Annotated in this window: 20 protein-coding genes; 10 read left to right on the forward strand and 10 right to left on the reverse strand. The window is 67.6% G+C overall.

Features of this window, described 5'->3' with window-relative positions; translation table 11 throughout:
• Window positions 1-120 precede the first annotated feature (120 nt).
• Complete coding sequence (ndk, locus tag DDZ14_RS00095) at window positions 121-543, reverse strand: nucleoside-diphosphate kinase (RefSeq protein ID WP_109422910.1); 423 nt, start codon at window positions 541-543, stop codon at window positions 121-123.
• Between the two features lie 147 nt (window positions 544-690).
• Between ndk and DDZ14_RS00100 the strand changes: the two genes are divergently transcribed.
• The 3 genes from DDZ14_RS00100 to DDZ14_RS00110 are packed head-to-tail and all read left to right on the forward strand — an operon-like array spanning window position 691 to window position 3,790.
• The gene (locus tag DDZ14_RS00100; protein ID WP_109422911.1) at window positions 691-2,547 is read left to right on the forward strand and encodes an ABC-F family ATP-binding cassette domain-containing protein; all 1,857 of its coding nucleotides are present in this window, start codon (window positions 691-693) and stop codon (window positions 2,545-2,547) included.
• A gap of 4 nt (window positions 2,548-2,551) precedes the next feature.
• Complete coding sequence (locus DDZ14_RS00105) at window positions 2,552-3,163, forward strand: MarC family protein (protein ID WP_109422912.1); 612 nt, start codon at window positions 2,552-2,554, stop codon at window positions 3,161-3,163.
• Between the two features lie 45 nt (window positions 3,164-3,208).
• A complete protein-coding gene (locus DDZ14_RS00110; protein WP_109422913.1) occupies window positions 3,209-3,790 on the forward strand; it encodes a TIGR02281 family clan AA aspartic protease in 582 nt (193 codons plus the stop codon).
• Window positions 3,791-3,915: 125 nt separating this feature from the next.
• On the opposite strand, the gene DDZ14_RS00115 is transcribed toward DDZ14_RS00110, so the two are convergent.
• Both DDZ14_RS00115 and DDZ14_RS00120 read right to left on the reverse strand, forming a co-directional pair.
• On the reverse strand, window positions 3,916-4,383 hold the full coding sequence (locus tag DDZ14_RS00115) for a DNA polymerase III subunit chi (RefSeq protein WP_109422914.1): 468 nt from the start codon (window positions 4,381-4,383) through the stop codon (window positions 3,916-3,918).
• Complete coding sequence (locus DDZ14_RS00120) at window positions 4,383-5,855, reverse strand: leucyl aminopeptidase (protein ID WP_109422915.1); 1,473 nt, start codon at window positions 5,853-5,855, stop codon at window positions 4,383-4,385. The genes DDZ14_RS00115 and DDZ14_RS00120 overlap by 1 nt, the downstream gene beginning before the upstream one ends.
• Before the next feature lie 132 nt (window positions 5,856-5,987).
• On the opposite strand from DDZ14_RS00120, the gene lptF reads away from it, so the two are divergent.
• The 6 genes from lptF to rsmA are packed head-to-tail and all read left to right on the forward strand — an operon-like array spanning window position 5,988 to window position 13,439.
• On the forward strand, window positions 5,988-7,136 hold the full coding sequence (gene lptF, locus DDZ14_RS00125; protein WP_109422916.1) for an LPS export ABC transporter permease LptF: 1,149 nt from the start codon (window positions 5,988-5,990) through the stop codon (window positions 7,134-7,136).
• The gene (gene lptG, locus DDZ14_RS00130) at window positions 7,133-8,233 is read left to right on the forward strand and encodes an LPS export ABC transporter permease LptG (RefSeq protein WP_109422917.1); all 1,101 of its coding nucleotides are present in this window, start codon (window positions 7,133-7,135) and stop codon (window positions 8,231-8,233) included. Before lptF ends, lptG begins: the two co-directional genes overlap by 4 nt.
• Window positions 8,234-10,372 carry an LPS-assembly protein LptD gene (locus tag DDZ14_RS00135; protein WP_109422918.1) on the forward strand — a complete coding sequence of 713 codons (2,139 nt, stop codon included), beginning with the start codon at window positions 8,234-8,236 and terminating at the stop codon, window positions 10,370-10,372.
• Between the two features lie 22 nt (window positions 10,373-10,394).
• Window positions 10,395-11,600 (forward strand): peptidylprolyl isomerase, encoded by a 1,206-nt coding sequence (locus DDZ14_RS00140; RefSeq protein WP_109422919.1) that lies wholly within the window; start codon window positions 10,395-10,397, stop codon window positions 11,598-11,600.
• On the forward strand, window positions 11,597-12,583 hold the full coding sequence (gene pdxA, locus DDZ14_RS00145; RefSeq protein WP_109422920.1) for a 4-hydroxythreonine-4-phosphate dehydrogenase PdxA: 987 nt from the start codon (window positions 11,597-11,599) through the stop codon (window positions 12,581-12,583). The genes DDZ14_RS00140 and pdxA overlap by 4 nt, the downstream gene beginning before the upstream one ends.
• Before the next feature lie 13 nt (window positions 12,584-12,596).
• Window positions 12,597-13,439: a 16S rRNA (adenine(1518)-N(6)/adenine(1519)-N(6))-dimethyltransferase RsmA gene (gene rsmA, locus DDZ14_RS00150; protein WP_109422921.1), complete on the forward strand. Its 843-nt coding sequence runs from the start codon at window positions 12,597-12,599 to the stop codon at window positions 13,437-13,439.
• A gap of 7 nt (window positions 13,440-13,446) precedes the next feature.
• On the opposite strand, the gene DDZ14_RS00155 is transcribed toward rsmA, so the two are convergent.
• From DDZ14_RS00155 to prfA, 3 genes are all read right to left on the reverse strand, one after another.
• Window positions 13,447-14,034 (reverse strand): DUF4167 domain-containing protein, encoded by a 588-nt coding sequence (locus DDZ14_RS00155; RefSeq protein WP_109422922.1) that lies wholly within the window; start codon window positions 14,032-14,034, stop codon window positions 13,447-13,449.
• Window positions 14,035-14,263: 229 nt separating this feature from the next.
• Window positions 14,264-15,094, reverse strand: a complete 831-nt coding sequence (gene prmC / locus DDZ14_RS00160) for a peptide chain release factor N(5)-glutamine methyltransferase (RefSeq protein WP_109422923.1) — start codon at window positions 15,092-15,094, stop codon at window positions 14,264-14,266.
• Window positions 15,091-16,146, reverse strand: a complete 1,056-nt coding sequence (gene prfA, locus DDZ14_RS00165; RefSeq protein ID WP_109422924.1) for a peptide chain release factor 1 — start codon at window positions 16,144-16,146, stop codon at window positions 15,091-15,093. Before prfA ends, prmC begins: the two co-directional genes overlap by 4 nt.
• Window positions 16,147-16,233: 87 nt before the next feature.
• On the opposite strand from prfA, the gene DDZ14_RS00170 reads away from it, so the two are divergent.
• Window positions 16,234-16,536, forward strand: a complete 303-nt coding sequence (locus tag DDZ14_RS00170) for a hypothetical protein (protein ID WP_109422925.1) — start codon at window positions 16,234-16,236, stop codon at window positions 16,534-16,536.
• Here the strand turns inward: DDZ14_RS00170 and DDZ14_RS00175 are convergent.
• The 4 genes from DDZ14_RS00175 to hemA all read right to left on the reverse strand — a co-directional run bounded on the left by DDZ14_RS00175 (window position 16,462) and on the right by hemA (window position 20,774).
• Complete coding sequence (locus DDZ14_RS00175; protein WP_233252414.1) at window positions 16,462-16,950, reverse strand: DUF1499 domain-containing protein; 489 nt, start codon at window positions 16,948-16,950, stop codon at window positions 16,462-16,464. The genes DDZ14_RS00170 and DDZ14_RS00175 overlap by 75 nt on opposite strands.
• 4 nt (window positions 16,951-16,954) lie before the next feature.
• Window positions 16,955-18,079 (reverse strand): flavodoxin-dependent (E)-4-hydroxy-3-methylbut-2-enyl-diphosphate synthase, encoded by a 1,125-nt coding sequence (gene ispG / locus DDZ14_RS00180; protein WP_109422926.1) that lies wholly within the window; start codon window positions 18,077-18,079, stop codon window positions 16,955-16,957.
• A 98-nt stretch (window positions 18,080-18,177) separates the two neighbouring features.
• Window positions 18,178-19,398, reverse strand: coding sequence for a helix-turn-helix domain-containing protein (locus tag DDZ14_RS00185; RefSeq protein WP_109422927.1), 1,221 nt, complete (start codon window positions 19,396-19,398; stop codon window positions 18,178-18,180).
• Between the two features lie 152 nt (window positions 19,399-19,550).
• Window positions 19,551-20,774: a 5-aminolevulinate synthase gene (gene hemA, locus DDZ14_RS00190; protein ID WP_109422928.1), complete on the reverse strand. Its 1,224-nt coding sequence runs from the start codon at window positions 20,772-20,774 to the stop codon at window positions 19,551-19,553.
• Window positions 20,775-21,035: the final 261 nt, after the last annotated feature.

The raw sequence follows: 21,035 nt of genomic DNA on the forward strand, positions 1-21,035 counted from the left end.
AAAAATACTCCGGGGGACGGCGTGGCGCAGCCGCGGCGGGGGGCAGCGCCCCCAGCAACGAAAAATGCCGCCCCCAGGGGGACGGCATCGCGTCGCAGGCCCGACGGTGGCGGATCGGCGTCAGCCGACCAGTTCCAGCCCGGAGAAGAAATAGGCGATCTCGACGGCGGCGGTTTCCGCAGCGTCGGAGCCGTGGACCGAGTTTTCGCCCAGCGAGCGCGCGAATTCCTTGCGGATCGTGCCCTCGGCCGCCTCGGCGGGGTTGGTCGCGCCCATCACCTCGCGGTTCTTCGCGATCGCGTCCTCGCCCTCGAGCACCTGCGCCACGATCGGACCCGAGGACATGAAGCTGGTCAATTCGTCATAGAAGGGCCGCTCCCTGTGGACCTCGTAGAATTTCTCGGCCTGCGCCTTGGTCAGGTGCAGACGCTTCTGCGCGACGATGCGCAGCCCCGCGCCTTCCAGTTTGGCGTTGATGGCGCCGGTCAGGTTGCGCTCGGTCGCGTCGGGTTTGATGATCGAGAAAGTGCGTTGCAGTGCCATTGATGGTCCCTCTTGTCAGCGGCTCGGCGGGTGCCCTCTGCGCCCCGCCCCGGATCGTCCGGCTGCCCCGTAGCATGGGGGGCGCAGGTTGAAAAGCGCCAATACCCGCCGATTGACACCCGCACGGCACTCGGGCAGAGGGACGCCATGCTACGCATCAGCGACATATCCTACAGCGTCGAGGGCCGGCCCCTCCTCGAAGGCGCCTCCGCCACGATCCCGACCGGGCACAAGGTCGGGCTCATGGGCGCGAACGGCACCGGCAAGACGACGCTCTTCCGGCTCATCCGGGGCGAACTGGCGCTGGAGGGCGGTGAGATTTCCATGCCCAGCCGGACCCGCATCGGCGGCGTCGCGCAGGAAGTGCCGGCCGGGCCGACTTCGCTCCTCGACACCGTGCTGGCGGCCGATACTGAGCGGCTGGAACTCATGGCCGAGGCCGAGACGACGGGCGATGCCGCCCGCATCGGCGAGGTCCATGCGCGGCTGGCCGATATCGACGCCTGGTCGGCGGAGGCGCGCGCGGCCTCGATCCTGGTCGGGCTGGGCTTCGACAGTGCCGCACAGGCCCGCCCCTGCGCGGATTTCTCCGGCGGCTGGAGGATGCGCGTGGCGCTGGCCGCGGTGCTCTTCGCCGAGCCCGATCTGCTGCTCCTGGACGAGCCCACGAACTACCTCGATCTCGAAGGCGCTCTCTGGCTGGAAAGCTACCTCGCGCGCTATCCGCATACCGTCATCATCATCAGCCACGACCGCGGGCTGCTGAACCGTGCGGTGGGCGCGATCCTGCATCTCGACGAGCGAAAGTTGACGCTCTACCAGGGTCCCTACGACCAGTTCGACCGCCAGCGGCGCGAGGCCGCCGCCCAGGCCGCCGCGGAGGCCCGCAAGCAAGACGCGCAGCGCAGGCATCTGCAAAGCTATGTCGACCGGTTCCGCTACAAGGCCGACAAGGCGCGCCAGGCGCAGTCTCGTCTCAAGATGCTGGAACGGATGGAGCCGATCACCCAGATGAAGGCGGGCCGGTCGATCCAGTTCACCTTTCCCGCGCCCGATCCGCTCTCGCCGCCGATCATCGCGCTCGAAGGGGGCGCGGTCGGCTATGGCGGCGCGCCGGTCCTGCGGCGACTCGATCTGAGGATCGACCAGGACGACCGGATCGCGCTCCTGGGGCGCAATGGCGAGGGCAAATCGACCCTCTCCAAGTTGCTTGCCGACAAACTGCCGCTGATGGACGGACGGATGACCCGCGCCTCGCGGCTCAGGGTCGGGTATTTCGCGCAGCACCAGGTCGACGAACTGGTGGTGGCGGAAACCCCGCTTCAGCATCTCGCGCGCGCCCTGCCCGGCACGCCGCCCGCCAAGCTGCGGGCGCGGCTCGCCGGGTTCGGGCTGGGCGCCGATCAGGCCGAAACGGCGGTCGGGCGGCTCTCGGGCGGGCAGAAGGCGCGGCTGTCGCTGCTGCTGGCCACGATCGACGCGCCGCACCTGCTGATCCTCGACGAGCCCACGAACCATCTCGACATCGAGAGCCGCGAGGCGCTGGTGCAGGCGCTGGCGGGTTACGAGGGCGCGGTGATCCTGGTCAGCCACGATTTCCACCTTCTCAACCTGACCGCGGACAGGCTCTGGCTGGTGGAAGGCGGCGCCGTGCGCGTCTTCGACGACACGCTCGACGCCTATCGCAGGCAATTGCTGGGCGAGAAACCCGCCGCGGCCGCTCCCGCCGCCCGGCCCGCGCCCGCCCGGCCCCGCCCCGCGCCGCGCGACCGGATCAAGGATCTACGCGCCGAGGTCGGCCGTTGCGAGGCGCGGATCGAAAAGCTCCAGGAGATGCGCGCGAAGCTCGACCAACGGCTTGCGGACCCCGCGCTCTACCTTCCGGGCAAGGCCGGGGAAGCCGCGAAATGGCAGAAGAAACGCGCCGAGGTGGCCGCCGGGCTCGAACTGGCCGAGTCGCTCTGGCTCAAGGCGCAGGACAAGCTGGACGCGGCGGAGGGCTAAAGCAGTGGATCCATCGGTGGCAATCACGGCCTTCGTGGCGCTGTTCGTCATCATCGACCCGATCGGGCTGACGCCGGTCTTCGTGGCGCTCACCCGCGGAGCCTCGGGGCGCGCCCGGCGGGGCATCGCGATCCGTGCCTGTCTGACGGGCGTGGCCCTGCTGACCGTCTTCGGTCTGGCCGGCGAGGCGGTGCTGAACTTCGTCGGTATCTCGATGCCCGCCTTCCGCATCTCCGGCGGCATCCTGCTTTTCATCACCGCGCTCGACATGCTCTTCGAGCGCCGCAGCCAGCGCCGCGAGGGTCAGACCGCCGAGCATGACGACCCGTCGGTCTTCCCGCTGGCCATGCCGCTCATCGCCGGACCCGGCGCAATGGCCACGATGATCCTGCTCGCCGGTCAGAGCGGCGGCGACCCTCTGCATCTTCTGATGGTTCACCTGGTGATGTTGGGCGTTGTGGGACTGGCCTTCATCCTCTTTCTCGCCGCCGCGCCGCTGGAACGCGCGCTGGGCCATACCGGCACGCTGGTCATCTCGCGGCTTCTGGGGATGCTGCTGGCCGCGCTCTCGGTACAGTTCGTGCTCGACGGACTGCGCGATTTCGGCGTGATCTGAGCCCGCCCCCTACCCATGCCGCGGGCGGCTCCCTAAATTGACCTGATGGAGAACGATTCCCTCGCACGGCTCCTCTATCTCGTTCTGCTGGGCAGCGCGATCGGCGGCTATTTCATCGTGCAGAACCGCGGCAATCTCTCGCGGCTGGCGCAGCAGGGCGCGATCTGGGCCTTCATCTTCATCGGCGCCATCGTCGCGGTGGGGCTCTGGGATGACCTGCGGCGCACGGTGGACGGCCCGCGCGCCACGGTGATGGAGAGCGGTACAATCGAAGTTCCGCGCGCCGCCGACGGCCATTTCTACTTGCGCCTGGGCGTCAACGACACGCCGGTACGTTTCGTTGTGGATACCGGGGCCAGCGGCATCGTGCTGAGTCGCGAGGACGCGCGCCGCGTCGGGCTCGACCCGGAAAGCCTCGACTACTGGGGCGAGGCCAACACCGCCAACGGCATGGTGCGCACCGCGCGGGTGCGGCTCGACAGCCTGTCCATCGGCGGCATCTCCGACCGCAACGTGACCGCCTGGGTGAATGACGGGCAGATGGACCAGTCGCTTCTGGGCATGAGCTATCTGCAACGCTTCGCGAAGATCGAGATCGCGGGCAGCCGGATGCTGCTGCACCGCTAGGCGCGGCCTTCCCTTGACCTGCAACATATGGCCTTGGCCGACCTGCGCCTCTTGCCTCCGTGCGGAGCAAGGCCGCAGGCCACCCCACACCTCATCGCTTCGGGTCCTCCCGGCTCCGGGCGGCGTCAGACGTTCTTTGACGCCTTCTCGGCCCAGTTGCCGCTTTCCTGGCTCCAGTAGCGCGCGGGCGCGCCCGCATCGGTCAGGGCACGCCACTGGTCGCGCGCCGCCGCCACCGCCGCCGCGTCGTTGCCGTCAAAGAGGATGCTGACCCGCGTGAACCCGTCGATCTCGGCCGGGTCGGCCCGCGCGCCATCGACGCAGATCAGCGCCTGCGCCCCGTTGGCCGGCGGCCCGGCTTCGGCGCTTAGCAGGACGGGCTGCGCCGAGTCATGCGGCCCGCCCGCCAGCCCGTGCGGAAGGAAGCCGTCCTCGGGCACCAGCCAGAGCCGCTCATCAAGCCAGTCCAGCCGCGCCGCGTCGCCGCCGCGCACCAGCACGCGCCAGCCCGCAGCGCGCGACTTCTCCAGCAGCATCGGCAGCGTCGCCTCCAGCGGGCTGCGCGTCAGGTGGTAGAAGAAGACCTCGGCCATCAGCTTTCGTAGCGGTCGCGGATCAGCCGGTCGAGCGCGCGCACCCCCCAGCCCGTCGCGCCCTTCGGGGCCAGGGCGGTGTCCTCCTTGACCAGCGCCGTGCCAGCGATGTCGAGATGGATCCAGGGCATGTCGTCCTTGACGAACCGGCCCAGGAACTGCGCCGCGGTGATCGAGCCCGCGGGCCGCCCAGCGGAATTCTTGATATCCGCGATGCGCGACTTGATGAGCTTGTCATAGGCAGGCCCCATCGGCATCCGCCATGCGCCTTCGGACTCCGCAGCGGCGGCCTTCAGGAAGGCGACGCAGAAGGCATCGTCATTGGAGAAGACGCCGGTATTCTCGTTGCCCAGACCGACGATGATGGCGCCGGTCAGCGTCGCCAGGTCGATCACGCCCGAGGGTTTGAACCGCTCCTGCGCGTACCAGAGTACATCGGCCAGCACCAGTCGCCCCTCGGCATCGGTGTTGATCACCTCGATCGTGTCGCCCTTCATCGAGACCACGACATCGCCGGGGCGCTGCGCACGGCCGTCCGGCATGTTCTCGACCAGCCCGATCAGCCCGACCACGTTGGCGCGGGCCTTGCGCCGGGCGACCGCGCGCATCACGCCCGAGACGACGCCCGCGCCGCCCATATCCATCGTCATCTCCTCCATCCCGGCGGAGGGCTTGATCGAGATGCCGCCGGTGTCGAACACCACGCCCTTGCCGACCAGTGCCAATGGCGCCTCGTCGCCGCCGCCGCGCCATTCCATCACCGCCACCCTGGACGGGCTCTCGGAGCCCTGCCCCACGGCCAGGAGCGCGCGCATGCCGAGTTCCTCCAGCTCCTTTTCCTCCAGCACCTCGACGATGAGACCCAGCTTCTCCATGTCGGCCACGCGGGCGGCAAACTCGGTCGTGGTCAGCACGTTGGCCGGCGCGTTGACCAGATCGCGGGTGAAGAACACGCCCTCGGCCACCGCGCGCAGTGTTTCGGCGGCCTCCGCCACCTCCTCCGGCTTGCTGGCCATCACCGTGACCGCACCGCGGGTCTTCTCCGCTGCCTCGCCGGTCTTGTGGTCGGTGAAGTCATAGGCTGTCAGCATCAGGCCATAGGCAATGTCGGCGCAGCGCTGCGTGTTGCCGGCCAGCGCCAGAAGCGCCCCCTCGCCCATGTTGCGCGCCAGCGCCGCACCGGCCTTGCGGGCGGTTTCCGTATCCGGGCGGCGCGAGAGCTTGACCACGATTACCGCTTCGGCGGCGAGACCGGTCGGGTAGGCCAGCACCTGCGCCGCGCCCTCCGACAGCTTCTCGAAGGGCTTGCTTTCGACGAAGCGCGCCAGCGCCCCCTTGGTCAGCCGGTTGACGCGCCGCGCGCCCTGATCGAGCTTGCCGTCGGGCGTGATCAGAACCGCGACACGGCCCTCGGCCGCGGCGATCCGGTCCAGATCGGTGGCGGTGAAATCGACGGCGACGAGGTCGGTCATAGGCGGCTCCATTCACTTGAGATCGGCATTGCCCATAGTGGTAGCGCCCCGCCGCCGGAATGGCCAGATGGGTCTGTTGCCCCGCGATAGAATGGGCTAGTCTCCGGCCAGTCCAACGGGAGGAAGCCGCGCGTGTCGAGAATCGACAGATACGTCCTGTCGCAACTCATTGCGCTGTTTGGCATTTTTTCGCTGATCCTGATTTCGGTCTATTGGGTCAACCGGGCCATCGGCATCTTCGACAAACTCATCGCCGACGGCCAGTCCGCCTGGGTCTTCCTGGAGGTGATCGCGCTCTCGCTGCCCAACGTGATGCGGCTGGTCCTGCCCGTCGCGGCCTTCGCCTCGGCGGTCTACGTCATGAACCGGCTGAGTTCGGAGAGCGAGCGCGTGGTGCTGGAATCCTCCGGCATGGGGGCTTTCCGCCTGATCCGCCCCTTCATGGTCTTCGCGCTGATCGTGGCGCTGCTGGTAGGCGCGCTGTCGCATGTGCTGGTTCCGGTCAGCCGCGCGCAGCTTTTCGAACGCCAGGCCGAGATCTCCCGCGACTACACGGCTCGCCTGATCGTGCCGGGAAAATTCCTGCATCCGGTTTCGGGCGTGACCTTCTATATTGGGGACATCACGCCGGCGGACGAGCTGAAGAACCTCTTCATGCATGAAAGCCTGGAGAATGGAAATTCCACAACCTATACCGCCCGCAGCGCATTTCTGGTGCGCGGCGAAGGGACGGACGCCGCGCCCAAGCTCGTTATGTTCGACGGTCGGCTCCAGACACTGGACCCGAACGGCAGCCGGCTGTCGACCGTGGCCTTCGAGGATCTGACATACGACATGGGCCGGTTCCTGGATTTCGGTGCAAACGACCGCACCAGCATGCGCGAGTTGAACACTCTGTCGCTGCTTTACCCGTCGCAGGAGACGCTGGCGGCGACTGCGCGCACCCGCGAGCAGCTTTCGCTGGAGGCGCATCGCCGCATCTCCGAGACGCTGGCGCCGTTCGTCTATGTGGCGATCGGGATGGCGGTCCTGCTGCTGGGCGGGTTCAGCCGGTTCGGTCTCTGGCGCCAGGTCGTCGGCGCCATCGTCGTGCTGGTCCTGGTCTGGAGCATCGGAAGCCGGGTCGAGGACCAGTTGCGCGACAATGGCGACCTGTGGCCGTTGCTCTATCTCCAGATCGTCGTCGGCACGGCCGTGGTACTGGCGGTGCTGGGCTATGCCAACCATCCGCTGACACGGCGGCCCGGTCCGCAACCGCCCGCGCAGGGGGTAACGCCGTGACGCTGCATCTCTATTTCGCGCGCAAGTTCCTGTTCAGCCTGATCGCGGTCTTCGGCGCCTTCTTCACGCTCAACGTCATGATCGACATGGTCGAGCATCTTCGCCGTTTCGACAGCGACGTGGTGGGCTTCGGCGAGGCGCTGGGGCTGGCGCTGCTGAACGCGCCGACCAACCTCTATCATATCACGCCGCTGATTGTCGTGCTGGCCACCATCGCGCTCTTCCTGAGCCTCGCGCGCACTTCCGAGCTGGTGGTGACGCGGGCCTCGGGCCGCTCGGCGCTGCGCAGCGTCGCCGCGCCCGCGCTGACCGCCTTCATGCTGGGTGCGACTCTCGTCGGGGTGCTCAACCCCATCGTCGCGGCCACGGCGCAGGAATACGACCGGCTGGCCACCCGCTATGCGCGCGGCGTCGAAAGCGTGCTGTCGATCAGCCGCGAGGGGCTCTGGCTGCGGCAGGGCAACGCGCTGGGCCAGACCGTCATCCACGCGGCGAGCGCCAATCTGGATGGCACGCGGCTCAACGCCGTGACGTTCTTCGCCTTCGACCGCGACGGGCGCGCGCTCTTCCGGATCGAGGCCGAGAGCGCCGAGCTGATCAAGGGCGCCTGGCGCGTCGGCGCCGGCAAGCGGTGGGATTTCGCCACGCCGGGCAGGAACCCGGAGGCAGAGGCAGAGACTTTCGCGTCGTTCCGCCTGCCCTCCGATCTGACGCGCGAACAGATACGTGACAGTTTCGGCTCCCCTGCGGCGATCTCCGTCTGGGACCTGCCACGCTTCATCGGGCAGCTTGAACAGGCCGGCTTCTCGGCCATGCAGCACCGGGTCTATTTCCAGATGGAACTGGCCAAGCCGCTGCTTTTGGCGGCGATGGTGCTGGTCGCCGCCGGCTTTACCATGCGCCACACCCGCTTCGGGCGTACCGGACTGATGGTTTTGCTGGCGCTGATGGCCGGGGTCACGGTTTTCTTCCTGCGCAATTTCGCGCAGGTTCTGGGCGAGAACGGCGAGATCCCCGTGCAGGTGGCGGCCTGGAGTCCGCCGCTCGCCGCGATCTGCCTGTCGCTGGGATTGATGCTGCATCTGGAGGACGGCTGAATGCGGCGTCTGGTCCGAACGCTACTTCTAGGCGTTGCGATCGCGGGCTGGACGGCACCGGCCGGGCTGGGCCAAAGCCGCGACGCCCCCGCGACCCTGATCGCCGACCGGGTGGATTTCGACAGCCGGGAGCGCAATCTCGTGGCCTCGGGCAATGTCGAGATATTGCAGGAGGACACGCGGCTCACCGCCTCGCGCATCACCTATGACGGTCAGGCGGACCGTATCGTCGTGGAGGGTCCGATCACTCTCCAGGATGGTGAGCGCACGGTGATCCTGGCCGACATGGCCGAACTGTCGGCCGACTTGAAGAACGGCATACTCACCAGTGCGCGCATGGTTTTCGATCGTCAGCTTCAGATTGCCGCCGCCGAGGTGGAGCGCGTGGAGACCGGGTACACGCAGATGCGCCGCTCGGTCGCCTCAAGCTGCAAGATCTGCAACAGCAGCGATACGCCGATCTGGCAGATTCGCGCCCGGACCGTCACCCATGACGAGGAAAAGCGGAAGCTCTATTTCGAGAACGCCACGCTCGAAGTCTTCGGCCTGCCGGTGGCCTGGGCGCCGCGGCTCTCGCTGCCCGATCCGACGGTCAAGCGTGCCAGCGGCTTCCTGGTGCCGGAATTCCGGACCACGGACAACCTGGGCTCCGGCGTCAAGCTGCCCTATTTCATCACCCTGGGCGACCATGCCGACCTGACCGTGGCGCCCTATGTGACGACGAACGACTCGCAGACGCTGGAACTGCGGTATCGCCAGCGTTTCGCGCGCGGCGAGCTGGATTTCCAGTCCGCGATTACCGAGGACGAACTGACCGAGGATCAGCTCCGCGGCTATTTCTTCGCGCAGGGCCGCTTCGAGATGCCGCGGGATTTCACGCTCAACGTCGATATCGAGCTTGTCAGCGACCCCGGCTATCTTCTGGAATACGGCTATTCCGACAAGGACCGGCTGGACAGTTCCGTGCAACTGACCCGGACGCGCCGCGACGAACATATCGAGGGCGAGGTCATCGCCTTCCGTAGCCTGCGCGACGACGAGTCGAACCGCTCCATCCCCTCCTGGGTCGTTCAGTCGGAATATACGCGCCGCTTCAGCCCCGCCGGGATCGGCGGCACCGCCAGCGTGACCGCGCAGACGCTGGGATATTTCCGCACCGCCGACGACGACGGCCCCGACAGCCGCGACGCGCTGCGCGCCTCGGCGCGCGGCGACTGGCGGCGCAACTGGATTCTGCCGGGCGGCGTGGTCTTCTCGTCGCTGGCTGCGCTCAACCTGGATTTCTACGGCATCCAGCAGGACAGCGCCTTCGACAGCAGCGAGGCCCGCGTGACGCCCTTCCTGGGCGCCGAACTGCGCTGGCCGTTGATCAAGGGCGGCACGCATGCAAGCCATGTGATCGAGCCCGTCGCGCAGCTTGTCTGGAGCCGCGAGGACGGCACCACCCTGCCCAACGAGGACAGCCGGCTGGTGGAGTTCGACGAAACAAACCTCTTCTCGCTTTCGCGCTTCTCGGGCGCCGACGCGGTGGAGCGCGGCCTGCGCGCCAACCTGGGGCTCAGCTATACCCGGCGCGACCCGCAAGGCTGGTCGATGACGCTCGCCGCCGGCCGGGTGATACGGGAGGAGAATCTCGGCCAGTTCACCGCCGCCACGGGGCTTTCGGGCACCACGTCGGACTGGGTGAGCGCGGTGCATTTCGCGGTCTCGCCGGGCCTGTCGCTGGTTCATCGCGCGGTCTTCGACGACGATCTCGATTTCGCCAAGGCCGAAGCCCGGCTGGGCTGGACGACCGAGGATCTGGAACTGGCTTCCTCCTATGTCTGGCTGCGCGCCGATCCCGCCGAAAGCCGGCCCGAAGATCTGTCGGAGATTTACGTGGATGCCGGTTATCAGCTCACCGACCAATGGCGCGCGCGGGCCAACTGGCGCTACGACATCGTGGCCGACGACACGACCCGCGCAGGCTTCGGCGTGACCTACCAGAACGAATGCATCGCGGTTGACCTTTCCCTCTCGCGTCGCTTCACATCCTCAACTAATGTGACGCCGTCGACGGATTTCGGCCTCACCGTCTCGCTGACCGGCTTCGGCGACCGGGGGGACGGGGCGTCGCGGGCCCATAAATGCCGCGGATGATGCGCAGAACGGACAATACCTGATGAGACTAGAACTCGCCGCCGCCTTCCTTGTTGCCAGCCTGGCTTTCAGCGCCCCGGCCGCGCCCGCTCAGCAAAGCCCGTTCTCGGCCGCGATCACGGTGAACGAGCGGGCCATCACCTATTACGAGATCGAACAGCGTGCGCGGCTGCTTTCGGCGATGAACCGGCTGGGCGATCTGGAAGAGCAGGCCCGTGACGACCTGATCGACGAGCGCCTGCAGCAGATCGCCGCGGACCGCGTGGGGCTCGTCCCGCAGGAAGGCGTGATCGAGGAGGCGATGGCCAACTTCACCGAGCAGATGGGCATGTCGGATGCGCAGCTCAACGAGGTGCTGGCCGCCAACGGCGTCGAGCGGGAGACCTATCGCGATTTCGTGGCCAACCGGACGCTATGGCGCGGGCTGATCCGGTCGCTCTTCCTGGCCGATGCTCGCGTCTCGGAGGCCGAGGTCGATCGCGCGATGGCGCTGGCGCGCGGCAACAGCGGCGCCTCGATCCGCCTCTCCGAGATCATCCTTCCCCTCTCCCCCGAATTGGAGGAGAGCAACCGCGAGCTCGCCGCGCAGCTCTCGACCAGCCTCCAACAGGGTGGCTCCTTCCCCGACGCGGCGCAGACCTTTTCCGTGTCGCCCTCGGCCGACAGGGGCGGGTCGATGGGCTGGCTGCCGCTGGGTCGCCTGCCGCCGCAGATCACCTCGATGGTGATGTCGATGGACCCCGGACAGGTCACCGAGCCGATGCAGCTTCAGAACGCGCTGGCGATCTTCAAGTTTCACGGCATCCGGGAAGAGGAATTCACCCGCCCGCGCACCGCTTCGGCCGAGTATCTGCGGATCTTCTTTCCGGCCGGTTCCGGTCTCGCCGCCGCGCGCGAGCTTGATCGCACACTCGACACTTGCGATGATTTCTACGGCCATGACGACAGCACGCCGGACGAGAACGTGACCCGCGAGGTTCTGCCGACCGAGCAGATCCCGCAGGAGATCGCGCTGGAGATCGCCCGGCTCGATCCCGGAGAGGTCTCGATTTCCGAACGGCGCGACGGCGTAGTGCAATTCCTGATGCTCTGCGGACGCACGGCCGAGCTTTCCGGCGACACCGACCGCGAACAGGTGCGCGCGGGGCTCTTCGCCCAACGCCTGCAATCCTATGCCGACAGTTTTCTCGAAGAACTGAGGGCCGACGCGATCATCGTCGAGAAATGACCCTGGCGATTGCGCTCACCTGCGGGGAACCGGCGGGCATCGGTCCCGAGATCGCCGCCCGCGCCTGGGCCGAACTGGGTGCCGCGACACCTTTCTTCCTGATCGGCGACCGGGCGCATGTCACTTCTGCCGCCCCGGACATTCCGGTGGTGGAGATCGAGGATCCGATCGCCACCCGTGCCGCCGCCGCCGAGGGCCTGCCGCTTCTGCATCATCCCTTTCCCGCCGCGGCAACACCCGGCCGGCCCGACCCGGCCAATGCCGCGTCCGTGGTCGAGGTGATCGCGCGCGCCGTCGATCTGGTGCAGGCGGGTCGCGCGGCGGCCCTGACGACCGGCCCGATCCACAAGAAGGCGTTGCAGGACGGCGCCGGCTTCGCCTTTCCCGGCCATACCGAATACCTGGCTGATCTGGCCGGCGGCGTCACGCCCGTGATGATGCTGGCCGCGCCGGGGCTGCGAGTGGTTCCGGTCACGATCCATATCCCTCTCGCCAAGGTGCCCCGCGCGCTGACCCGCGACCTGCTGGACCGAACGATCCGCATCACCGCGGAGGGGCTGCGGCGCGATTTCGGGCTTCGGACGCCGCGCATCGCCGTGGCCGGGCTCAACCCCCATGCCGGAGAGGGCGGCGCGATGGGCCGCGAGGAGATCGACGTGATCGCGCCCGCGCTTGAGGTACTGCGCGCCGAGGGGCTGGAGATCGCCGGGCCGCTCTCGGCCGACACCATGTTTCACCCGGCGGCGCGCGCGCGCTACGACGTGGCGATCTGCATGTATCACGACCAGGCGCTGATCCCGGTCAAGACCGTGGATTTCGCGGGCGGCGTCAATGTCACGCTGGGCCTGCCCTTCATCCGCACCTCGCCCGATCACGGCACCGCACTCGACATCGCGGGACAGGGCCGGGCCGATCCGGCGAGCCTGATCGCGGCGCTCCGCATGGCCGCCGGGATGGCAGTGCGGCGCGGGGCGGCGGCATGAGCGGACCCATCGAATGAGCATGATTGACGGGCTGCCGCCCTTGCGCTCGGTGATCGCCGAACACGGGCTCTCGGCGCGTAAGTCGCTGGGCCAGAACTTCCTTCTCGACCTGAACCTGACGGCCAAGATCGCGCGTCAGGCCGGCGATCTGAGCGCCTGCGACGTGCTGGAGATCGGTCCCGGCCCCGGCGGGCTGACGCGCGGGCTGCTGGCGGAGGGCGCACGACGAGTGCTTGCGGTGGAGAAGGACAGCCGCTGTCTGCCGGCGCTTGCGCAGATCGCCGACGCCTATCCCGGCCGTCTGGAGGTGCTGAACGCCGACGCGCTGGAGATCGACCCGATGGCGCATCTGACCCCGCCGGTGCGGGTGGTCGCCAACCTGCCCTACAATGTGGGAACCGAACTGCTCGTGCGCTGGCTGACGCCCGCCTTCTGGCCGCCCTTCTGGCAGAGCCTGACGCTGATGTTCCAGCGCGAGGTGGCCGAACGCATCGTCGCGCCGCCGGGCGGCAAGTCCTACGGGCGTTTGGCGATCCTTGCGCAGTGGCGGGCGGAGGCGCGGATCGTGATGGATCTGCCTCCCGAAGCCTTCACGCCCGCGCCCAAGGTTCGATCCGCCGTGGTGCATCTGACGGCGCGGCCCGAGCCGCTCCACCCCGCCGATCCGAAGGTGCTGAGCCGCGTCGTCGCCACGGCCTTCAACCAGCGCCGCAAGATGCTGCGCGCCAGCCTGCGCGGGCTCGCCCCGGATATCGAGGAGCATCTGCGCCGCGCCGGAATCGCGCCCACGGACCGGGCCGAGCAGGTGCCGATCGAAGGTTTCTGCGCCCTGGCGCGGGCGCTTGCCGAAGCGTGATCGGGCGTTACTCGGCCGCCTGCGGCTCGCCGTCGGGATTGTTGCTGCCGCCGCCGCCGTCCCCGGTCGATTTACGGCGCGCGCGACGGGGTTTCTTGGGCGCGCTCTCCGGCGTCTCCACCAGGCCGCTGCCTTCGTCCTCGTCGCCCATATCGACCACATCGGCCGATGCCTGGCGGCGCTCCTCGCGGGGCTGATCCTGCTGCTGGGATGGCTGCTGGTCCTGCGCCCGCTGGCCGCCCTGGCCCGGATTCTGACCCGGATTCTGGCCCTGCCCGTCCCCGCCGCGATCGCGGTCCCGGCGGTTCTGCTGTGCGGCTTCCTGCTGCTCGCGCCGCGCTTCCTGTTCGCGCATCGCCTCGCTCAGAAGCCTTGTATAGTGTTCGGCGTGCTGCTGGAAGTTCTCAGCCGCGACCCGGTCGTTGGCAAGCGTCGCATCGCGCGCAAGCGTCTGGTATTTCTCGATGATCTGCTGTGGCGTACCGCGCACCTTGCCCTCGGGGCCGGAGCTGTCGAACACTCGGTTAATGACATTTCCGACAGAGCGGCGGTTACTGTTGCCCTTGCCGCGCGAACGTGACTTCGATGGTCTCATTGTGCTTGTTTTCCAGCCTTTTGGCATAATTTCTGCGGGGGTTCTTCAAGTGTTCCTTCGACGCCCTGGTCGAGGTCCCGACAGATGTCTTTTCTGGCTTACTCGCGGGGGAGCATATCGGCCGCTCCACCATCCGCGCCCCAAGGTGTAACCCTGACAGTTTGCCGAAAACAAGCAAAAACCGCGAAACAATGTCAGATAATCGTGAGAAAACGCCGATTTGTCGCAGTCATGCCCGCAGATGCACAACCCGGTCGCGCCCATCCATGTCCCGCTGCAGCCCCGCGCGGCGCAATCCGGCGGCGTCGGCCAGCGCGAAAACCGCCCCGGCCTGCGTGGGGCCGATCTCCAGCAGCAGGTGGCCCCCCGGCGTCATGTGGCCGCGCGCGGCGGCCAGGATGGCGCGATAGGCGTCCAACCCGTCGCCGCCGGGTGTCAGCGCCTCATGCGGCTCCCAGTCGCGCACCTCCGGATCGAGCCCCGCCATTTCGCCCGCAGCGATATAGGGCGGGTTCGAGACGATCAGATCGAAGGGGCCTTCGACCGCGTCGAACCAGTCCGCCTGCACAAGCGTGGCGCGGTCCTCCAGGCCCAGGGCTGCGGCGTTGCGCCGGGCGACGTCCAATGCGGCCGCGCTGCGATCTGTGCCGGTTCCGTGCGAAGCGGGCCGGTCGGCCAGAAGGCTCAGCAGGATGCAACCCGAGCCGGTTCCGAGATCGAGCACACGGGCAAATTCCAGCTCCAGCGCCGCGGCAACCAGCGTCTCCGTCTCGGGCCGCGGGTCGAGCACGTCGGGCCCGGTGATGAACTCACGCCCCCAGAAGGCCCGCCGCCCGGTGATCTGCGAGACCGGGCGCCGCGCGGCGCGCGCGGCTATCGCATCCTCGAAGCGTGCCGCTTGCGTGTTCGTTATCGGATCGGCAAGAACCAGGGTCAGCCGCCCTGGCGGGATAACCAGCGCATGGGCCAGCAAACGGCGCGCGTCCCCGACCGGATCGGGAATGTCCGCAGCGCGCAACCGCGCCGCGCCCGCCGCCAGCGCCCGTGCGGCGGTGCTCATGCGTCGAGCTCGGCCAGACGGTTCGCCTGGACCTCGGCAATGAGCGCGTCGATGATCTCGTCCAGATCGCCCGCCATGACCTGGTCGAGCTTGTAGAGCGTCAGCCCGATCCGGTGGTCGGTGACGCGGCCTTGCGGAAAATTGTAGGTCCGTATCCGCTCGGACCGGTCGCCGCTTCCGACCTGTGCCTTGCGGTTCGCCGCGCGATCGGCATCGGCGCGCGCACGCTCCATGTCGAAGAGCCGCGCGCGCAGCACCTGCATGGCGATGGCGCGGTTCTGGTGCTGGGATTTCTCGGATGAGATGACGACGATCCCGGTCGGCACATGCGTGATGCGCACGGCGGAATCGGTGGTGTTGACATGCTGGCCGCCCGCGCCGCTGGCGCGCATCGTGTCGATGCGCAGGTCGTTGGGGTCGATCTGGATATCGACCTCCTCGGCCTCGGGCAATACCGCCACGGTCGCCGCCGAGGTGTGGATGCGCCCGCCGCTCTCGGTCTCCGGCACGCGCTGGACGCGGTGCACGCCGCTTTCGAACTTGAGCCGCGCAAAGACGTTCTGCCCGGTGACATTGGCCACCACCTCGCGGTAGCCGCCCAGCTCGGTCGCGGTCGCCTCCACCACCTCGACTTTCCAGCCGCGGGCTTCGGCATAGCGCTGATACATGCGCAGCAGATCGGCCGCGAAGAGCGCGGCTTCCTCGCCGCCGGTGCCGGCCCGGATTTCCAGGATCGCGGGGCGCGCATCGGCCTTGTCGCGCGGCAGCAGCGAGAGGCGCACGGCATGTTCCAGCTCCGGCAGCCGCGCCTGGAGTGTCTCCAGTTCCTCGCGCGCCAGCCCGGCCATTTCCGGATCGTCCAGCATCGCCTGCGCCGCCTCGATCTCGCGCAGGGTGTCGCGATAGGCGTCGATTTCCTCCACCACCGGCTTCAGTTCGGCATATTCGCGCGAGAGCGCCGCGATCTCGCCGCTCTCCACACCGGCGGCGAGCTTCGCTTCGAGAAACTCGAAACGCCCGCGTATCTGCTCGAGCTTGTCCATGGGTATCATGCGCGGGGTTTCCCCGATCCGTGCCGGGCGGTCAAGTGGGCCTGTGGGTGTCTCGCCCACGGAGCGCGAATATGATAAAATGGTATCATGAGACGATTTACCATCACGCTCCTGGTGATCCTGGCCCCCCTGCCCGCCCTGGCCGATGCCCAGATCGGCGGCAAAACGGTGGATTGCTACTGCACCGACAAGGGCGGCAACCGGGTCGAGCTGGGCGAGACGATCTGCCTTGTCGTGGATGGGCGCGCCTTCATGGCGCAATGCCAGATGTCGCTCAATGTGCCGATGTGGCGCGACATGGGCACCGGCTGCGTGTCATCGGGACTGCGCGAGCGGCTCCAGCGCCTCCAGCCAGCGGTCGATGCGCGCGGCATTGACGCCAAAATCTGACCGCCCGTAGCGCGCCCGCGACCAGATCGCCAGCGTCGCGCGCCCGTCGCCCAGATCGCGCGCCTCGACCGAGACGAAGTCGGGATAGCCCATCAGCCGGCTACGCTGCACATAGGTTGTGAGACCCGTGTCGGGCCCTCCTGCCAGCCGTACGGTGCGCGGCGCGGCCATCGCCACCTCGTCGAAGGCCAGGGCCAGGTCAGCCGGCGGCATCGCGAAGACCGGCGCGGCGCGGTCGCCGCCTTCGGGCAGCACGAGGTAATCGTTGGGTTTGCCGGTGCGGGTCTCAGGCCCTGGCGCCACATGCCATTGCGCAGTGTCCGCAGGCATCAGCCGGACCCAGAGCGAAAAGCCCAGAATCGCGAGACTGGCCAGGCCCGCCGCCAGGACGAGCAGGACAAGGGCGAGCCGCACCGGGCTATTCCGCCGCTTCCTGCGACGCCGCCTCGATCTCGGCCGCGCGGCGTTCCACCTGCTCCACGATATGCTCGATCATCTCGGCATTGGAAAGCTTGTGGCTCTGCTTGCCGGCCAGATAGACCATGCCCGAACCGGCGCCGCCGCCGGTGAAGCCCACATCCGTCATCAGCGCCTCGCCCGGCCCGTTCACGACGCAGCCGATGATGCTCAGGCTCATCGGGGTCTTGATATGGGCAAGGCGCTCCTCCAGCGCCTCCACCGTCCTGATCACGTCGAAGCCCTGCCGGGCGCAGGACGGGCAGGAAATGATGTTCACGCCGCGATGGCGCAGGCCAAGCGACTTGAGGATCTCGTAGCCGACCTTCACCTCCTCCACCGGATCGGCGGAGAGGCTGACACGCAGCGTGTCGCCGATGCCCATCCAGAGGAGATTTCCCAGACCGATCGCCGATTTGATCGTGCCCGAGGTCAGACCGCCGGCCTCGGTGATGCCAAGATGGATCGGCGCGTCGGTGGCCTCGGCCAGGCCCTGATAGGCGGCGGCGGCCAGGAACACGTCCGAGGCTTTGACGCTGATCTTGAACTCGTGAAAATCGTTGTCCTGAAGGATGCGGATATGTTCCAGCCCGCTTTCGATCATCGCTTCCGGGCAGGGTTCGGCATATTTCTCCAGCAGGTGTTTCTCCAGGCTGCCGGCATTGACGCCGATGCGGATCGAACAGCCATGGTCGCGGGCCGCCCGGATCACCTCGCGCACCCGCGCCGCGTCGCCGATATTGCCGGGATTGATGCGCAGGCAAGCCGCGCCGGCCTCGGCCGCCTCGATGGCGCGCTTGTAGTGGAAATGGATATCCGCGACGATCGGCACCGGGCTCTCGCGCACGATCTCGCGCAGCGCGCGCGTGGCGGCGGCGTCGGGGGCGGAGACCCGCACGATATCCGCCCCCGCCTCGGCACAGGCCGTGATCTGGGCCACGGTCGCGGCCACGTCGGAGGTATCGGTGTTGGTCATGGTCTGGACGCTGATCGGCGCATCGCCCCCCACCGGGACGGCGCCCACATGGATCTGGCGCGACGTGCGGCGGTAGATGTTGCGCCACGGGCGGACCGCGTTCAGGGACATGATGCCTCTCGCTGCTGTGCTGCGTTACTGGGCTGCGTTGCGCCACAGATAGTCTGGCCGGGCGCGGCTGGCAATGCCGGGACGTCGCCGCAGCGGCGCTACTGCGTGCTGGCTTCGGCCACGGCGGGGCGCGGCGCGGGCAGCATCTCGTCGGGCAGATCGGCCAGGTCGTAGCGCCCCTGGATATCCGACGCGGCGAGTGAGACATTCTTCGCCACGCTGGTTGCCGCCCCGGCCGGGCCATAGGGCGTGCCGTCCACCGAGAAATAGACCGACCCGGAATTGCCCGCACGCAAGAGAGGCGCCTCATCGGATTCGGGCAGCGCATAGCGTTCGCCCGCGTCGAGGATCTTCTCGAAGAGCACCGTGCCGTCGCTGGCGGATATGCGCACCCAGGCCGGGCGCACCGCGAAAATCTCCACCTCGGGGATCTCGGCCATCGTGACCTGGACCGTGTCTTCCTGCGGCGCCGCGGGTGCGGCAGGTTCGCTCTGCGGCGCGGGCTCGCGCAGCGTCGTCAGCCGGTCCGGCCCGGCCGGCACATAGGCACCGATGGAGCCCGGATCGAGCGAGGAGATCGGGCCGTCGCGGGCCACCATCACCGGCATGTCCAGTTCTTGCGGGCGATAGAGCCGGTCGAGCGCATCCGGGCCGGGTATCGCATCGAGCCCCGCCATCTCGGCGCTGCCGTCGGGCACGGCGTCCAGAGGATCGAGCGTCGCGGCCACGCCGGGCGCCTGATCGACCGGGGCGAACTGCACCCGCTGGATTTCCTGGAGAACGGCCCAGCCGCCATAGCCCAGCCCGCCAATAAGCGCGAGCAGGACCGCGACCGAGGCCACCGCCGCAGGCTGGATCTGTCCCAGCACCGAGTCGCCGCCGGGCGGATGGTAGCGGATTTTCGCCGAGGCCAGCCCGTCGCCGCCGGTTGCGGGGCCCCCGAGAGGGCGCGGTTTCGCCTGGCCCGACGACGGCTTCCCGGCAGGCTTGGCGGGGCCGATTCCGGGATTGACACCGTCGAAGGCGCTTTCCTCGCAGAAGGTGCTGTACGCCCAGTCCGGATCGAGCTCCAGATACCGGGCATAGGAGCGGACATATCCGGCGATGAACCCCTTGGTCTCGAAGGCCGAGGGGTCGGAATTCTCGACCGCGGCGATGTAGGAGGCCTTGATTTTCAGCTCGCGCTGCACGTCCAGAAGGGACTTGCCCATCGTCGCACGCTCGCCGCGCATGATGTCGCCCAGCTTCAACTCAAAGGCGTCGAAGCCTTTGAGTTCCGGGACCGGTTCGATCTCTGGGTCGGATTTCCGCCCGATCATTCCCCATGCCTCGTCATGTGCGCGCCTGTATCCCCCGGGCCATGATTCGTAGTTGTCGGGCCCATTTGAGACAGGACTTTAACACAGGAGCAAATACCACGCACCCGTGCGTTGAATGCGGCAAGGTCGGGGCAAGACGGTGGCAGAGGGGCTCAGGCGCTCAGCCCGGCGCGGTTGAGTTCGCAGCGGCCCCAGAGGCTGTCCATGGCGCGCACCAGCCCATCCAGAAGCTCCGGCCCGTGGACCGGCGAGGGCGTGAAGCGCAGCCGTTCGGTGCCGCGCGGCACGGTGGGGAAGTTGATCGGCTGGACGTAGATGCCGAAATCCTCCAGCAGCAGGTCCGATATCATCTTGCATTTCACCGGATTGCCGACATGGACCGGCACGATATGGCTGCCGTGGTCGATGAGCGGCAGGCCGAGCCCCTTGAGGCGCATCTTCAGGATCCGTGCCTGGGTCTGGTGCCGCTCACGCAGGATCTGATCACCCTTGAGATGCGCGACCGAAGCCGCCGCGCCGGCGGCCACCGCCGGAGGCAGCGAAGTGGTGAAGATGAAGCCCGGCGCGTAAGACCTTATGGCATCGACCATTTTCGCGCTGCCGGCAATATACCCGCCCATCACGCCATAAGCTTTCGCAAGGGTTCCGTTGATGATGTCGATCCGGCCCATGAGCCCGTCGCGTTCCGCCACGCCGGCGCCGCGGGGGCCGTACATGCCGACCGCGTGCACCTCGTCGAGATAGGTGAGCGCGCCGAACTCGTCGGCCAGGTCGCAGATCTCGGCCATCGGGCCGAAATCGCCATCCATCGAATAGATCGATTCGAACGCGATGACGACCGGACGACCCGGCTCCACCGCTTCGAGCAGTTCGCGCAGATGGGCCACGTCATTGTGACGGAAGATGTGCTTCTCGCAATTGCCGTGGCGGATACCCTCGATCATCGAGGCGTGGTTGAGGGCGTCCGACAGGATGACAAGCCCCGGAAAGAGCTTCGGCAGGGTCGAGAGCGTCGCCTCATTCGCGATATAGGCAGAGGTGAAGATCAGCGCCGCCTCCTTGCGGTGCAGATCCGCGATCTCCGCCTCCAGGCGTTTGTGATAGACCGTGGTGCCGGAGATGTTGCGCGTGCCGCCCGATCCCGCGCCGGTGGCCTCGATCGCCTCGTGCATGGCATCGAGCACGACCGGATGCTGGCCCATGCCCAGATAGTCGTTGCCGCACCAGACGACGATGTCGCGCTCCGATCCGTCGGGACGCCGCCACACGGCATTCGGGAACGCGCCCTTGCGCCGCTCGATGTCGATGAAGGTCCGGTAGCGGCCTTCCTCGTGCAGCCGGTTCAGGGCGGTGTCGAGCCCGGCGTCGTAATCCATGGTCTTCCTCCTCAGCGCGCAACCTTCAGGGATCATCCTGCGCTCCGGTGGGCGGCGCTTTGACCTAAGTCAATTGCGCCGGGTCACGCACTGGCGGCTTGGTGCTGTCTATGTCCTATTTAGCGCAGCGTGGCGGTTGAAGTCCACAAAAGGACGCATATTCAAGACCTTGCGGAGTTTATATCCGAGTATTTTAATCGGATTTATTATATTTGGATTTCGCCCGTGATTTCAATCCCCTGCCCGGCGCGGCCCGACACC

It is taken from the genome of Maritimibacter sp. 55A14 (assembly GCF_003122205.1).
In the GTDB taxonomy this organism is placed as follows: Bacteria; Pseudomonadota; Alphaproteobacteria; order Rhodobacterales; family Rhodobacteraceae; genus QEYE01.